Annotated in this window: 15 protein-coding genes and 1 pseudogene; 10 read left to right on the forward strand and 6 right to left on the reverse strand. The window is 66.9% G+C overall.

Going from position 1 to position 14,478, the window contains the following annotated elements; genetic code table 11:
- Positions 1–76: 76 nt before the first annotated feature.
- From FBQ73_RS17880 to FBQ73_RS17895, 4 genes are read right to left on the reverse strand one after another with little or no spacing between them, the layout of a single operon-like run.
- Entirely contained in the window at positions 77–814 is a 738-nt protein-coding gene (locus FBQ73_RS17880) for a DUF6602 domain-containing protein (RefSeq protein WP_138400860.1), read from the reverse strand.
- Positions 811–1,758 carry an AAA family ATPase gene (locus tag FBQ73_RS17885; RefSeq protein ID WP_138400861.1) on the reverse strand — a complete coding sequence of 316 codons (948 nt, stop codon included), beginning with the start codon at positions 1,756–1,758 and terminating at the stop codon, positions 811–813. Before FBQ73_RS17885 ends, FBQ73_RS17880 begins: the two co-directional genes overlap by 4 nt.
- Positions 1,758–2,270: an HORMA-1 domain-containing protein gene (locus FBQ73_RS17890; protein ID WP_138400862.1), complete on the reverse strand. Its 513-nt coding sequence runs from the start codon at positions 2,268–2,270 to the stop codon at positions 1,758–1,760. Before FBQ73_RS17890 ends, FBQ73_RS17885 begins: the two co-directional genes overlap by 1 nt.
- A gap of 8 nt (positions 2,271–2,278) precedes the next feature.
- Positions 2,279–3,244: a CBASS oligonucleotide cyclase gene (locus tag FBQ73_RS17895; protein ID WP_138400863.1), complete on the reverse strand. Its 966-nt coding sequence runs from the start codon at positions 3,242–3,244 to the stop codon at positions 2,279–2,281.
- Positions 3,245–3,359: 115 nt separating this feature from the next.
- Between FBQ73_RS17895 and FBQ73_RS17900 the strand changes: the two genes are divergently transcribed.
- Both FBQ73_RS17900 and FBQ73_RS23290 read left to right on the forward strand, forming a co-directional pair.
- On the forward strand, positions 3,360–4,274 hold the full coding sequence (locus tag FBQ73_RS17900; protein WP_138400864.1) for a helix-turn-helix transcriptional regulator: 915 nt from the start codon (positions 3,360–3,362) through the stop codon (positions 4,272–4,274).
- 222 nt (positions 4,275–4,496) lie between these two features.
- Positions 4,497–4,706, forward strand: a pseudogene (locus FBQ73_RS23290) (tyrosine-type recombinase/integrase); the annotation flags it as partial.
- Positions 4,707–4,733: 27 nt separating this feature from the next.
- On the opposite strand, the gene FBQ73_RS17910 reads toward FBQ73_RS23290, so the two are convergent.
- Positions 4,734–5,905 (reverse strand): IS3 family transposase gene (locus FBQ73_RS17910; protein WP_138400865.1). Its coding sequence is split into 2 segments (ribosomal slippage): positions 4,734–5,635 and positions 5,635–5,905, totalling 1,173 coding nucleotides; the frame shifts between segments, so codons are not numbered across the junction.
- 134 nt (positions 5,906–6,039) lie between these two features.
- Here FBQ73_RS17910 and FBQ73_RS17915 point away from each other — a divergent pair.
- Entirely contained in the window at positions 6,040–6,924 is an 885-nt protein-coding gene (locus tag FBQ73_RS17915) for a hypothetical protein (protein WP_138400866.1), read from the forward strand.
- A 216-nt stretch (positions 6,925–7,140) separates the two neighbouring features.
- On the opposite strand, the gene FBQ73_RS17920 is transcribed toward FBQ73_RS17915, so the two are convergent.
- Positions 7,141–7,608 carry a MucR family transcriptional regulator gene (locus tag FBQ73_RS17920; RefSeq protein ID WP_138400867.1) on the reverse strand — a complete coding sequence of 156 codons (468 nt, stop codon included), beginning with the start codon at positions 7,606–7,608 and terminating at the stop codon, positions 7,141–7,143.
- Between the two features lie 389 nt (positions 7,609–7,997).
- Between FBQ73_RS17920 and trbB the strand changes: the two genes are divergently transcribed.
- Genes trbB through trbL form a run of 7 tightly spaced genes read left to right on the forward strand, consistent with a single transcriptional unit; the run spans position 7,998 to position 14,478 of the window.
- On the forward strand, positions 7,998–8,981 hold the full coding sequence (trbB, locus tag FBQ73_RS17925; RefSeq protein WP_138400868.1) for a P-type conjugative transfer ATPase TrbB: 984 nt from the start codon (positions 7,998–8,000) through the stop codon (positions 8,979–8,981).
- On the forward strand, positions 8,981–9,313 hold the full coding sequence (locus FBQ73_RS17930) for a TrbC/VirB2 family protein (protein ID WP_138400869.1): 333 nt from the start codon (positions 8,981–8,983) through the stop codon (positions 9,311–9,313). The genes trbB and FBQ73_RS17930 overlap by 1 nt, the downstream gene beginning before the upstream one ends.
- Positions 9,313–9,594, forward strand: coding sequence for a VirB3 family type IV secretion system protein (locus FBQ73_RS17935; RefSeq protein WP_138400870.1), 282 nt, complete (start codon positions 9,313–9,315; stop codon positions 9,592–9,594). The genes FBQ73_RS17930 and FBQ73_RS17935 overlap by 1 nt, the downstream gene beginning before the upstream one ends.
- Before the next feature lie 9 nt (positions 9,595–9,603).
- Entirely contained in the window at positions 9,604–12,054 is a 2,451-nt protein-coding gene (gene trbE, locus FBQ73_RS17940) for a conjugal transfer protein TrbE (protein ID WP_138400871.1), read from the forward strand.
- Positions 12,051–12,815: a P-type conjugative transfer protein TrbJ gene (trbJ, locus tag FBQ73_RS17945; RefSeq protein ID WP_138400872.1), complete on the forward strand. Its 765-nt coding sequence runs from the start codon at positions 12,051–12,053 to the stop codon at positions 12,813–12,815. Before trbE ends, trbJ begins: the two co-directional genes overlap by 4 nt.
- 9 nt (positions 12,816–12,824) lie before the next feature.
- Positions 12,825–13,109 (forward strand): putative entry exclusion protein TrbK-alt, encoded by a 285-nt coding sequence (gene trbK-alt / locus FBQ73_RS17950; RefSeq protein ID WP_138400873.1) that lies wholly within the window; start codon positions 12,825–12,827, stop codon positions 13,107–13,109.
- A gap of 1 nt (position 13,110) precedes the next feature.
- Positions 13,111–14,478, forward strand: a complete 1,368-nt coding sequence (gene trbL / locus FBQ73_RS17955; RefSeq protein WP_138400874.1) for a P-type conjugative transfer protein TrbL — start codon at positions 13,111–13,113, stop codon at positions 14,476–14,478.

The following is a 14,478-nucleotide window of genomic DNA, read 5'->3' on the forward strand; positions in this document are numbered from 1 at the left end:
CGGCGTGAACCTGTAGCTTAGCCGCTCCTTGAGGTTCGCCAGCCGTCGGACGGGGCCGATCACATCCGGAGGCCCGTCAGGCCGGCACGTCCACGTCCAGCCAGCGCGCGTAGGCCCTCACGTCGATCATCGGCACGGTCGCCTTCTCCTGGAGGCGCGCGATGAGTTCGAGCAGGAACGCGGTGGCGGGCTTGCCCATCGGCGTCAGCGTGCCGCATCCCGTGTCGTCACACGAGAAGATTCCGTGCGCAGCGACGCACCCGAGGTCCAACCGGTCGTCCGCGTCACCGACGGCGAGCGCCTTCACGAGCGGCTCGCCCAGGCCCGGCTTCCAGTCACTTTCGAGCGTCAGGAGGCCGCCGACGATGTACTGCAGCGGCTTGGCCGGGTAGGTCCCACCGGCGTGCGGGATCGGAAGGCTGGTCCGTTTGAGCCCCCGCACGCTGGCGACCTTCGCCCTCGCATAGGCGACCTGCTCGGCGTTGATCGACTGCTTGGCCTCGAACACTGCATAGACGCTCTCGGCCGGTATCACCGTCTGACCCTTAAACTTGAAGATGAAGGGCGAATATTGCCGGTCGAACACCACGACGTCCATCTGGTCGCTGAACGTGCCGGCGCTGTCGACGACATGGGCCGAGGCAGCCTGATACCGCGCGGGCAGATAGGTCTGAAGGAGTTCCAACCAGACGGCCTCGCTCGCATCGCCCTTCGTGCCCGGGTGGCCGAAGGCCTTCCGCGCTCGCGCCAGTTGATCCTGGATGTCGTCGTGCAGCTCCGACAGGAGCGTCTGGATGGACCAGCCCTTGCTCATCTTGCGTCTCCGACCGGCTCGTCTCGGAATGCAGGGGTGGCCTTCATCGCCCTTGCGATCTCGACGGCGCGGCCCCCCTCGACCGCGCGGTCGGGATACGCGTCGAGTACGATGGCCGGCAGAAGGCGTTGCGTCAGGTCCGAGAAGGTGAAGCCGGGCCCGGTCCGCGACTGACCGGTGGCTTCTACGATCGCCTGAACATCGCCACGGCCGAGGCCAAGCGGACCGAGCCTCAGTGACAGGATGTGTGCGCGCTGCTCTTCATTCGGCCGCACGAAGGCCATGACGTCGGCCGCTCGGCGGCGGATGGCGGGATCGAGCGCGTTGAGGCGGTTCGTGCACATAATCACCGCGGCCGGCAGCCTAAGGTTGGCGAGCCGGTCGATGCCGCGGATGAACGCGTTCACGCCGGCGCGGTCCTCGTGGTGCATCTGGGCCGCCTCGCGCGACTGCGCGAGCGCGTCGGCTTCGTCGACGAGCAGGATGATACCGCCCTTCGCCTTGCCCGCACCCTTCAGCCGCGTCGCCGCCTGGACCGTGTACTCGAACGCGGCGGAGAGGAGCTGCGTCATCTCGCCGACGCGGCCCTGGCCGCGCGTGGCCAGGCTGAGCGGGAATAGCGTGAGTTCGATGCCCTCCTGCCGGGCTACGGGATCGCCGATCGTCTCGGCGAGCTCGGTCTTCCCGGACCCGACGTCGCCGGCAAGGACGACCAGCGGTGGTCGGCGCATAACGACGTCGAGCAGCGGGCGCGCCTCGGCGACGTGGAACCGCGCGGCCCACTTTTCGAGGCCCGCCGGGTTGACCAGCAGGCCAAGGATCTTGGCGAGGCGGGCCTTCTGATCGTCAAGCCCGACCAACCGCGCGAGACGCTCCTGCGGGTCGAAGTCCGGATAGGTCTGACGGCGCTCGAACAACTCGTCGAGCCCGGGCATGTTCTGCATCAGTAGCTCCTCACGCTGAACCGGTCGAGCGCGCGGCCGCCGGCGGAATAGGTACGGTCCGCGTCGAGATAGCCGTCGACCGGCGGCTCGGTGCCGCTCGTGCGGAAGATGGGTAGGCCGCCCTTGAACGCGTCCCGCTCCGCCTGCGACAGCGTGAAAAACGCGTTGCTGTAGGTCATGAAGCTGGTGAAGGAGGCGCCGGAGACGTCCTTACCCGGTCGGATGCGCCCGGGATCGTCGTCGTTGGCCGACCCGCCCGCGAGATCGCGCGCGGAATACTTGAGCGTCGGCTCGATCCACGCGCCGTTGCGCTTGAAGCCGTAGGTGACGGTGCCGAGGAAGCCGGCCTTCATCATCGCCACCGCCTCCTCCTCGTATTCGGCGATCTCGCGGTCGGATGGCCACTTGTAGAGGCGCTGAATGCGCTTTAGGTCCGTCGCGATCTTCGCCGCCATGTGGCGCGCATGGGTGACCGTGAAGGTGATAGTCTCGGTGTAGCTGTAGCTCGACATGGCAGCCCTCAGACCTGGAACGTAGAACCGAAGACATTCTGCCAATAGCCGATGGTCAACTGCTTGGTGGGAGCCGCCAGCGCGGCGTCGATCGCGTCGCCAGCGTCCAGTGCGGCGTCGACGATCCCGTCCATATTGGCGGCCGTGTAGAGCCGTGAGACGTTGTTCGCGGCGTTCACCGGGTCGATGATCCGCATCGGATCGGAGAACGCGCCGATGGTCGACACTGGATAATAGTCGGAAAAGGCGATCCGCTCGGCCAGCCCACTGGTCGCCACGTAGGTGAAGAAGTGCTGCAGCGCCTCGGGATAGTCCGAGAGGTCGAGGCCGTCGTCGCACAGCTTGGCCAATATCAGCTCGATCATGAAAGACTTGAAGCGGAAGCCATCGCGCTCGGCCTTCTGGCGGCGGGCCCAGAACTTCACCAGCCGCACCACCTGGGCGAAGTGCTTGGGCTGCACCTTCTTGCGCCGGCCCGCAAAGTCGAGATGGAGTGGGATGCTGGTCTCGAGGAACGACCCGTCGTCCTGGCTGACGAGATTGCCATACCACTGCGGGTCGCCGTCGTAGAGGATCGGGACGACGTCGACGTCGAGACCCGAACCGCGGAACGAGACCGTCACCGAGTAGGTCTGCGGCTTAACCTGGTCCGGCGCGAAGTTCGGAAATGCCTTGCGCAGTCGCTCGGCGAGGTAGGTCAGGAGCTCGGTAACAGAGTGCGGCGCGTCGGCGCCGCTGATGTAGCAGGCGACGTCGATGTCGTTCAGTGTGCGGAGAGCGGTGCCCTTTGCCAGACTTCCCGACAGCATCATCTTGCGAAGCGTGAAGTCGGGGTGCTCGCCAACATACGCCTCGAGCTTCTCGCGCAGCCGGCGCGCCTGGGCGCGGTATTCCTGCGCCTTGTCCTGCGGCAGGTTCACGCGCTCCTCGGCGAACGTCACGATGTCGCGGTGTCCGACATGCTCACGGCTCATCGACACGTCTCCTTGCCCAACGTCCTTGACGCGGACTGGTAAATGCGCGAATCGGTAAGCGACCCACTAGAGACTATATGGGTGTAAAAACTATACCCGTCAAGGAACTATCCCCATGGCAGAGGAAGAAAGGCGCCCGTGGACTCAGAACCGGCGCTTCGAGTTCATCGAATGGAAGCTTTTTTGGGAGGGCGGGCTGAACCGCAGCGACCTCGAGAGCGCCTTTGAGATCTCGACCCCCCAGGCGTCGGTCGACCTGCGCCGATACCGCGAGATCGCCGGGAGCAACCTCGAGTATGACAGCACCGGCCGGACCTTCCGCCCGACGCCGGACATGAAGCCGTCGTTCTTGAAGGTGTCGGCGGACAGGCTGCTGCTGCAGCTGCGCGCCCTGCTTTCCGGTGCGCTTCCGCGGCGCGAGGTCTGGTTCCGCGACCTTCCCCGCACCGACATCGCGCCCGACATCGTCCGGCACGTCGACCCCGATTGCCTTCGCCGAATCCTCGACGCGATCCGCGCGAAGCGGTGCGTCGAGGTGCGCTACCAGTCGCTCACCAACTCGCGCACCCGCCTGATCGCCCCGCACGCGCTGGCATACGACGGATACCGCTGGCACGTCCGCGCCTGGGCGTGCGACCGCGACGACTTTCGCGACTTCGTCCTCACGCGCATCGACAGGATCAAGCCGGGTCCAGCAGCGGACTTCGACCCGGCCGACGACTTCGAGTGGGAGAACTTCGCCAAGCTGGACTTGCGACCGCATCCCGGCCTGACCGACGAGCAGAGCCTCGCCATCCAGCGCGACTACGCGATGAAGGACGGCCGTCGCGAGATCGATGTCCGCCTGTCCATGGCCTACTACTTCATCATGCGGATGAACCTCGACCTATCCGACCTGCCGCCGGCCCGCGCCCAGATCTGCCTCAGCAACATTGACGAGGTGCGGAAGGCGATCGAGGACGCCAAGGCGAGCTCAAAGGCCCGAATCCTCCAAAGAAAGGGAATGCCCCCGGCCGCCGCTGATGAGTAATCTAGATGCTTCAGCCGCTCTCCCAACGATTGTCCGAGCGGCAAGTCTAAGGATCGGCGCGAACTCTATGGAATGCCCGATATGGGGGCGCGAAGCCGAACGTCCGCTATCGGCGGGCGATCCAACGTCTACTCCTGGCGCCTGTGCTGGGCTTAAATCTGTTCCGGTTTTCCGATCATGGCGTTAGCTTACAGCGGGGCTGCTCTTCGCAAGGAGGGCGCCATGCACATCAATCAAGAAAACCTGTCCCAGCGCGAGCCATGGAACGCGGGCCGAATCGTCGGTGCAAAGCCTCCGCTGAAACCCAAGCGCATTTGGGCGCTTCGGACCCGGTTGCAGATCGGCAATCGCGTGCGCGATCTCGCGATGTTCAATCTGGCAATCGACAGCAAGCTACGCGGCTGCGATCTCGTTGCGTTGAAAGTTGGGGATGATCTTCCCCCGAAAAAGTGGACGGGGTTAAGCCGCTCTGCGTTCCATCTCGGCCGGGCTGATGTAGCCGAGCGCGGAGTGCAGGCGGCGGGAATTGTAGAAGCCCTCAATGTATCCGAACAGGTCCCGTCGCGCCTCGGCCCTGGTGGCATAGAGGCGATGATGAACCCGCTCGGTTTTCAGGGTGTGGAAGAAGCTCTCCATGGGCGCGTTGTCCCAGCAATCGCCCTTGCGGCTCATTGAGGGGGTGATGCCCGCGGAGGCAAGTGCCCCGCGGTAGGCCTCGGCAGCGTATTGGATGCCGCGGTCCGAGTGGTGGATCAGGCCGGGTGCCGGCCTCTGGCGCTCGATGGCCATGGCGAGGGCCTCCAGCGCGATCTGTGTGTGCAATGTCTCGCGCATAGACCAGCCGACCAGCTTGCGGGTGTACATGTCGAGCACGCCGGCAAGGTAGAGCCAGCCCTCGCCTGTGGGGATGTAGGTGAGGTCCGCCAACCAGACCTGGTTCGGGGTTGAGGTCGCGAAGTTGCGGGCGAGCCGGTTGGGAGCGATCGGATAGGAATGGCGGCTGTCGGTCGTCCGCGGGCGCCTTGGCACGGCGGCCAGGCCACGGATGCCGGCACGGCGCATCAGCCGCTCGATCCGGGACCGGCCCACGCGCCGACCGTGCCCCCGCAGGACCGCATGGATCCGCGGCGCACCATAGGTCCCGCGGCTCTCCGCGTGGATCAGCCTGATGTCATCGGTGAGCGCCAGGTTGGTCTGCGCGCGCAAGCTCTCCGGCCGGCTGCGCCAAGCATAATAGCCGCTGGCGGACAGCCCCAAGGCCGCGCACATCACCCGGACCGGCCACACAGCGCGATGCTCATCGACTAACCCGAACTTCATCGGGAGGCCGCTCTGAAGATGAGCGCGGCTTTTTTTAAGATGTCGCGCTCCATCCGCAGGCGCTCGTTCTCCCGTCTGAGCCGGGCGTTCTCCGCAGCAAGGTCGGCCGGCGACGGGACCGCCGCCTGCGGGATCGGGCGCCGCGCCGGCCCCGTCGCCTGGGGGGCGAGGTCTCTCACCCACCGGCGCAGCACCGTCTCGTGCAGCCCCAGTTCCTGCGCCACCTGCCCGGCGGAAAGACCGCTGGAGGTCACCCGCTCAACGGCCTCCCGCTTGAATGCCTCCGGAAACACCCGACGCCGTGCGCCCATCGAACACTCCTCTGAAGCTCGCAAAAGCTAACATGGGTGTCCACCAAATCGGGGGAAGATCAGTTCTCGAAGTCCGCCATGGTCGTTCTCTCGGGCATGCCGTGTCGCGCGTCGCGTCTGCGATATCATGAGTCATGGACGGCGAATCAGATCTTTCCGACGTCGAGGTGCGGGCGCCTTCTGCCGAAGTCTGGCGGGGCCGCCGGGTCCATTGGCAGGACCGCGCCACTTGGTTCGGCGCGTTGGAAACGTGGCTTGAAAGGGAGTGGCGATCGGGCGGCAAGGCCCGTCTCCAAAAGCGAAAGCTCGATCTCTGCTGGGACGACAGCGATTGGCTGGTCGCTCTCGATCGCCATGTACAGCCGAGCATAGAGACTTTGATTGAGGAGTTGGCGGATGATCTGGCGAATGCGAAGCTACGGACCTTCCATGGCTGCCGCGTGCCGGACGCTGGCGTCTTCCATCGAGAGGGATTGCGGCGCAACGAGCCGGCGGAGCTCGAAGCGCTGGCGCGCCGGTTGGTGGCCGAGGATGACGACCTGGCATGGATGCGACCGAAGATCGAGGGGATAATCGCCGGGTTCGAAGACCGGGAGCGCGACACCGGACGGCTCTATGTCTGTGCCGATGAGCGGCCGCAGCTCGACCGCAGCGGCCAATACCTCCTATTTGGTAGCGAGTGGCTTCAGTGCCTGCTCGGCAGGGGCGCTCACCGCGCGTTAAAGAGGTACGGGACGCCGACCGTGGTGGAAGTCGACCTACCTTTCGACTGGGCCTCGAAGGGAACGCGTCGAGAGTTCGCGCGGCATCTGCTGCAGGAGTGGACCCGGGTTTTCGTGAAGGGGGAGACCTTCTCGCCGGCCCTCGATTTCTCGGTGATCCTGCTACGGGACATTCCTGCCGAGATGGTGGTCGGACACTCGCATCCCAGGGTGCTGAAGAACCCCTTCATGCAGTACCGCACGGAACGAACCGCCAATCCAACATGTCCGCACTGCGTGGGTAGCGCCAAGGCATAGGGGACGACCCTCCCCTGGGCCGACCGAGCCAGGACAGCCGGCGAGGTGACCAAACAACGGGCCGGTTATTTCCGAGCTCTGACAACTTACGAACTTAACGGCGCGGATGTCCGCTCCCGGCGCTGAAGCCAATGACCGCTCCTGGCGCAATTTTCGTGTTGAGCCCCGCGCATCTATGCGAGTCCGGGGAGGCCGTCGAGCCTCTTCCGCGGGCGATCAGGCCGCAGGAGCCTTGCGCCGTCCCAGAGCCTTCTTGACCGGTGCCGGAGCTTTCTTTCGTATCTGGCCGAGGCCAGAAGCCTTCGCCAGCTCCGAGCGGGCGGCGGCATAGCCCGGGGCAACCATGGGATAGTCCCGCGGCAGGCCCCATTTTTCCCGATACGCCTCGGGCGTCAGGTCGTAGGCGGTGCGCAGGTGGCGCTTCAGCGACTTGAACTTCCTGCCATCCTCGAGGCAGATGATGAAGTCGGCCGTCACCGATCGCTTGACGGGCACCGCCGGCTTCAGATCTTCGATCGGTTCCGCGACAGGCGCCGCGAGCCTGCCCAGGGCGGCATGCACGCTCTGGATCAAGGCCGGCAGTTCGGCTGTCGCAACGGTGTTATGGCCCACGAAAGCGGCCACGATATCCGCGACGAGATCGAGATGATCAGTGTCGTTATTCTCGGTCGAAATCTCGGTCACGGCGCGCCTCGCAAGCAACAAGCAGTGTTGGTTGAACCGCACTTTTCACCAGCCTGCAAGATGCTTTGCCAGCTCCCATGCGGTTTTGGATCTGCAATCACCGCCAAATTCAAATGAGCGCAGAAGGACCGCTGGATGGTTCTCGCGCTCCCACGGGCTGGCGCTGATTGGCACCCTTCCGTCCAACAGCAACATCGTCGGTTCCGCCTTGATCGGTATCTTCGCTGATAGACGGCGTCTCTGTTGGCACAATCCCGCCGTCCTCCTGTCTTTGCACGCTACGGCCCTACGACGACCGAAACCTGTTGCTCCGACCTGATTCCAGGCTCTCTTAATCATCCCCGATCCGGGGATCGCAGGTGGCGTCCCCTCTCGATGCGGGGGACGGGATGGGGACCACTCACCACACTTCCGAGGCGACGCAACGCGGCGCGCGCATGCTACGCACCGCCCTCGGTCCAGCCATCGCCCACTTCATGGAAGACGCCTCCGTCGTCGAGGTCATGCTCAATCCCGACGGGCGCCTGTGGGTCGACCGGCTGGCCGGGGGCCTCGCCGATACGGGGGAACGGCTCTCGTTCGCCGATGGCGAGCGCATCGTCCGCCTCGTCGCCCACCATGTGGGTGCTGAGGTCCATCCGGGCGCACCGCGCGTCTCCGCCGAGCTGCCGGAGACCGGGGAGCGGTTCGAGGGTCTCCTCCCACCCATCACGACCGGCCCCGCCTTCGCCATCCGCAAACCCGCCTCCAGCGTGTTCAGCCTCGACGACTATGTCGCGGCCGGGATTATGTCGGCCGATCAGGCTGAGGCCTTGCGCCTCGCCGTCGCCGAGCGCCGCAACATCCTTGTCGCCGGCGGAACGAGCACGGGCAAGACCACGCTGACCAATGCGCTCCTCGCCGAGGTCGCCAAGACCTCCGACCGCGTGGTGCTGATCGAGGACACCCGCGAGCTGCAATGCCTGACGCCCAACCTGGTCGCGCTGCGCACCAAGGATGGCGTCGCCACACTCTCCGACCTCGTGCGCTCGTCCCTGCGGCTGCGCCCCGACCGCGTTCCCATTGGGGAGGTGCGCGGCAGCGAGGCGCTCGATCTCGTCAAATGCTGGGGCACGGGCCACCCCGGCGGCATCGGCACCATCCACGCCGGCAGCGCCATCGGCGCCCTGCGCCGCCTCGAGCAACTGATCCAGGAGGCCGTGGTCACGGTCCCCCGCGCCCTCATCGCCGAGACCATCGACCTTGTCGCCGTGCTTTCCGGCCGCGGCTCGGCGCGCCGGCTCACCGAGCTCGCCCGCGTCGAGGGGCTCGGGCCGACCGGCGACTACCTCGTCATCCCCGTCGAAGCCTCCCAGCAAACCGGAGAACCCTGATGATCCAGCGTGCCCGCCGCCTTCGCCGCTACATCGGTCCCGCCACCTTTGCCCTTCTGGCCGACACCATGCTGGCACCCTCCGCCCGCGCCTCGGGCTCCTCGATGCCGTGGGAGCAACCGCTCCAGCAGATCCTGACCTCCGTCGAAGGCCCCGTCGCCAAGATCATCGCGGTGATCATCATCATCACGACCGGACTCACCCTGGCATTCGGCGATACAAGCGGCGGCTTCCGGAGGCTCATCCAGATCGTCTTCGGCCTGTCGATCGCCTTCGCCGCCAGCTCCTTCTTCCTGTCCTTCTTCTCGTTCGGCGGCGGGGTCACCATCTGATGAGCCCGCTGGCCGATCCCTCCGCTGAGTTGTCGGGCTTTTCCGTCCCGGTCCACCGGGCCCTGACCGAGCCCATCCTGCTCGGCGGCGCCCCGCGCGCCATCGCCATCCTCAACGGCACGCTGGCGGCGGCGCTGGGCCTTGGCCTGCGCCTCTGGCTGGTCGGCCTCGCGATCGGCGCGATCGGTCACCTCGCGGCGGTGTGGGCCGCGCGGCGCGATCCGATGTTCGTCGAGGTCACCCGGCGCCACCTGCGCATCTCCAGCCATCTTTCGGTGTGAGCGCCCACCATGATGAACCTTGCCGAATATCGCCGCACCGCCGCGCACCTCGCCAACTACCTGCCCTGGGCGGCGCTGGTGGGCGAGGGTGTCGTTCTCAACAAGGACGGCAGCTTCCAGAGATCGGCGCGGTTCAGGGGCCCCGACCTCGACAGCGCGGTGCCCGCCGAGCTCATCGTCTTCGCGGGCCGCCTCAACAATGCCTTCCGGCGCCTGGGCTCCGGCTGGGCGATCTTCGTCGAGGCGCAGCGCCATCCCGCCGGCCGCTATCCCTCGAGCCTGTTCACGGACGCCGCGGCCGCCCTCGTGGACGCCGAGCGCAAGGCGGATTTCGAAGAGGCGGGGCGGCATTTCGAAACGAGCTATTATCTCACCTTCGCCTTCCTGCCGCCGGCGGACGACGCCGCGCGCACCGAGAGCTGGCTCTATGAGGGCCGCCATCAAGTCGGCGTCGATCCGCACGATGTCCTGCGGTCCTTCATCGACCGGACCGACCGGGTCCTCCAGCTTCTTGAAGGCACCATGCCGGAGTGCCGCTGGCTCGACGATGCCGAGACCCTGACCTACCTGCATTCGTGCGTCTCGACCAGGCGCCATAGGGTCCGGGTGCCCGAGACGCCCATGTATCTCGATGCGCTCCTGGCGGACGAGCCGCTCACCGGCGGGCTCGCGCCCATGCTCGGCAAGGCGCACCTGCGCATCCTCACCATTGTCGGCTTTCCAAGCGCCACCACGCCGGGGATCCTCGACGAGCTCAACCAGCTTGCCTTCCCTTACCGATGGTCGACGCGGGCGATCCTGCTCGACAAGACCGACGCGACCCGGTTGCTGACCAAGATCCGGCGGCAATGGTTCGCCAAGCGCAAGAGCATCGCAGCGATCCTGAAGGAGGTCCTCACCAACGAGGCCTCCGTCCTCGTCGACAGCGACGCCGACAACAAGGCGGCAGACGCGGACCTCGCGCTGCAGGAGCTCGGCGCGGATATCGCTGGCATCGCCTTCGTCACCGCGACCGTGACGGTCTGGGACGAGGATCCTCGTGCCGCCGACGAGAAGATCCGCGCCGTGGAGAAAATCCTCCAGGGCCGTGACTTCACCGCCATCACCGAGACCGTCAATGCGGTCGACGCCTGGCTCGGCACCTTGCCCGGACACCTCTACGGCAATGTCCGTCAGCCGCCGGTGTCGACCCTCAATCTCGCCCACATGATCCCCCTCAGCGCCGTGTGGGCGGGGACGGGACGGGACGAGCACTTCGGCGCTCCCCCCTTGCTCTACGGCAAGGCCGCAGGCTCGACCCCGTTCCGGTTTTCCCTTCATGTGGGAGACGTGGGTCACACGCTGGTGATCGGCCCGACGGGCAGCGGCAAGTCGGTGCTGCTGGCGCTGCTCGCCCTGCAGTTCCGCCGTTACGCGCAGGCCCAGGTCTTCGCCTTCGACTTCGGCGGCTCGATCCGGGCCGCGGCGCTGGCCATGCGCGGCAACTGGCATGACCTCGGCGGCCGCCTGACGGACGGCTCGACCCTGTCCGTCTCTCTGCAGCCGCTCGCCCGTATCGAAGACGTGCCCGAGCGCGCCTGGGCGGCCGACTGGGTGGTGTCGATCCTGATGCGCGAGAACATCGAGATCACCCCCGACGTCAAGGAGCACCTGTGGTCGGCCCTCACTTCCCTCGCCTCGGCGCCGGCCCACGAAAGGACACTCACGGGACTGACCGTCCTCCTTCAGTCCAACCCGCTCAAGCAGGCCCTGCAGCCCTATTGCGTCGGGGGTCCCTACGGTCGGCTGCTGGATGCCGAGAGCGAGGAGCTCGGCGATGCCGCGGTCCAGGTCTACGAGACCGAAGGCCTCATCGAGACCGGCGCCGCGGCGCCGGTGCTTTCCTGTCTCTTTCACCGCATCACCCACCGCCTTGATGGTCGGCCGACCCTGATCATGGTGGACGAGGGCTGGCTGGCGCTGAGCGATCCGGGCTTCTCCGGGCAGCTCACCGAATGGCTGATCACGCTGCGCAAGAAGAATGCGAGCGTGATCTTCGCCACCCAGTCCCTGGCCCAGATCGAGAAGAGCCGGATCGCGGCGGAGATCATCGACAGCTGCCACACCCGGCTCCTGCTGCCCAACGACCGCGCCATCGAGCCGCAGATCGCCGCCATCTACCGTCGCTTCGGGCTGAACGACCGGCAGATTGAGCTCATCGCAAGGGCGACCCCGAAGCGGGACTATTACTACCAGTCGCGGCGCGGCAATCGCCTGTTCGAGCTCGGCCTGTCCGAGATCGCCCTCGCTTTGTGCGCGGCCTCCTCGAAATCCGACCAGGCCCTGATCGCCGAGGTCGAGGCGCGGGCCGAGCCGGGTCGCTTCATCGAGGAATGGCTCGCCGCCCGCGGCCTCGCCTGGGCCGCCGATCTCATCCCCGATCTCGTCAACCTCGACCCCGACACGGAGATGCGCCCATGAGCCATCCTTCCAACTCTCCGTCGCGCGCCCTGTACCTTGTGGCCGTGCTTCTCTCCGGCGCCACGGCCCTTGCCCCGGCGCTGACGGTGCCCGCCGCGGCGCAGTACGTGGTGTATGACCCCAGCAACTACGCGCAGAACCTGCTTCAGGCGGCGCGCGCCCTCCAGCAGATCCAGAACCAGATCACCAGCCTGCAGAACCAGGCGCAGATGCTGCTCAACCAGGCGCGCAACCTCGCGAGCCTGCCGTTCTCCGCGCTCCAGCAGCTCCAGCAGTCGGTCCAGCGAACCCAGCAGTTGCTCAACCAGGCGCAGCGGATCGCCTATGACGTCCAGACCGTCGACCGGGCGTTCCAGACCAGCTACGGCAATGCCGCGCTGACCGCTTCCGACCAGCAGCTCGTCGCCCAGGCCAAGGAGCGCTGGCAGAACACCGTGGCCGGCCTGCAGGATGCCATGCGCGTCCAGGCCGGCGTCGTCGGCAACATCGACAGCAACCGGACCCAGATGTCGGCGCTCGTCGGCCAGAGCCAGGGCGCGACCGGCGCCTTGCAGGCGGCCCAGGCCGGCAACCAGCTCCTCGCGCTCCAGGCCCAGCAGCTCACCGACCTCACGGCCCTCCTTGCCGCCAACGGGCGCGCCCAGGCCCTGAGCGAGGCCGAGCGCGCCGCCGCGGCCGACCAGGGCCGCGAGCAGCGCCGGCGCTTCCTCGCGCCGGGCACGGGTTACCAGCCCGGCAATGCCCGCATGTTCAACAACTGAGGACGGGCGATGGACACCAGGATGTTCGCCCGCCTCGGCGCCGTAGTGTTCGTCGCTATCGCGATCACCGCCGCGGCGATCGAGATGACCCGGAAGGGGGAAGCGCCGGTGCCTCCCGCCACCGCGCGGCCCGGCGGGGCGGGGCTGGATCCGCTGCGTGAGGAGTTGCACCGCTGTGCCCTGCTCGGCGAGGCCGGCGGGCGTGATCCCGGCTGCCTCGCCGCCTGGGCGCGGAACCGCGCCCGCTTCCTGGCGCCGAAGCCAGGCACCTCATCGTCACAGGAGGCCCGCTGACATGGGTGGCACCGGCGTCATCGACCACTTCCTCGAGGTGTTCACCCGCTACATCGATTCCGGCTTCGGCCTGCTCGGCGGCGAGGTGGCGTTCATCGCCACGACCCTCATCGTCATCGATGTGACGCTGGCCGCCTTGTTCTGGAGCTGGGGCGCCGACGACGACCTCATCGCCCGCCTGGTCAAGAAGACGCTATTCGTCGGCGTCTTCGCCTATCTGATCTCCAACTGGAACAGCCTCGCCCGGATCATCTTCGAGAGCTTCGCCGGCCTCGGCCTCAAGGCATCGGGAACGGGTTTCAGCACGGCCGACCTGCTGCGGCCCGGCAAGGTGGCGCAGACTGGCCTCGACGCCGCCCGCCCTCTCCTGGAATCCATTTCCGATTTGATGGGATGGATCTCCTTCTTCGAGAACTTCATCCAGATCGCCTGCATGCTGCTGGCCTGGGCGCTGGTGCTGCTCGCTTTCTTCATCCTCGCCGTCCAGCTGTTCGTGACGCTCATCGAGTTCAAGCTCACGACGCTCGCCGGCTTCGTCCTCATTCCCTTCGGCCTGTTCGGCAAGTCCGCCTTCATGGCCGAGCGCGTCCTCGGCAATGTCGTCTCCTCCGGAATCAAGCTGCTGGTGCTCGCGGTCATCATCGGCATCGGCTCAACGCTTTTCTCCGAGTTCACCGCCGGTTTCGGCGGCGCGACGCCGACCATCGACCAGGCCATGGCCATCGTGCTCGCCGCCCTCTCGCTCCTCGGGTTGGGAGTCTTCGGCCCGGGCATCGCCAATGGCCTCGTGAGCGGCGGCCCACAGCTGAGCGCGGGCGCCGCGGTCGGAACCGGCCTTGCCGCTGGCGGGGCGCTGATGGCCGCCGGAGCGGCCGGCGGGATGGCCCTGCGCGGCGGCATGGCGGCGCTGTCGGGCACGGCCGCGGCCGCCCGTGGCGGCGCGGCGCTCGCCGGCGGCGCATCCACCGCCTTTAGCCTCGCGTCGGCAGGGCAGTCGGGTGCCTCTGGGGTCGCGTCCGGTCTTGGCGGTGTCGCTTCTGCCGGTGCAGAGGCCGCCGTCTCCCCGCTGCAGCGCGCGGTCTCCCGTGGCGGCGCGACGCTCCAGGCCAGCCATGCCTCCGGAGCCCGCGCCGCGTTCGAGGCGACCGGCGGCACCTGCACCATGAGGACGCTCGATAGTGGCGCCGAGGCGGCGGGTGGCAGTTCCTCCCCTGCCCCGGGCGCACAACGCGACGGACCGCCCGCCTGGGCGCGGCGCATGAAGCGCGCCCAGCACATGACCCACGGCATCCAGACCGCCGCGCACGCCGTCCGCTCCGGCGACGGCCACGGAGGCGGTCATTCCGTCAATCTCTCCGGGAACGAATGA

Origin of the sequence: Xanthobacter autotrophicus (assembly GCF_005871085.1) — a bacterium.
Lineage (GTDB): Bacteria > Pseudomonadota > Alphaproteobacteria > Rhizobiales > Xanthobacteraceae > Xanthobacter > Xanthobacter autotrophicus.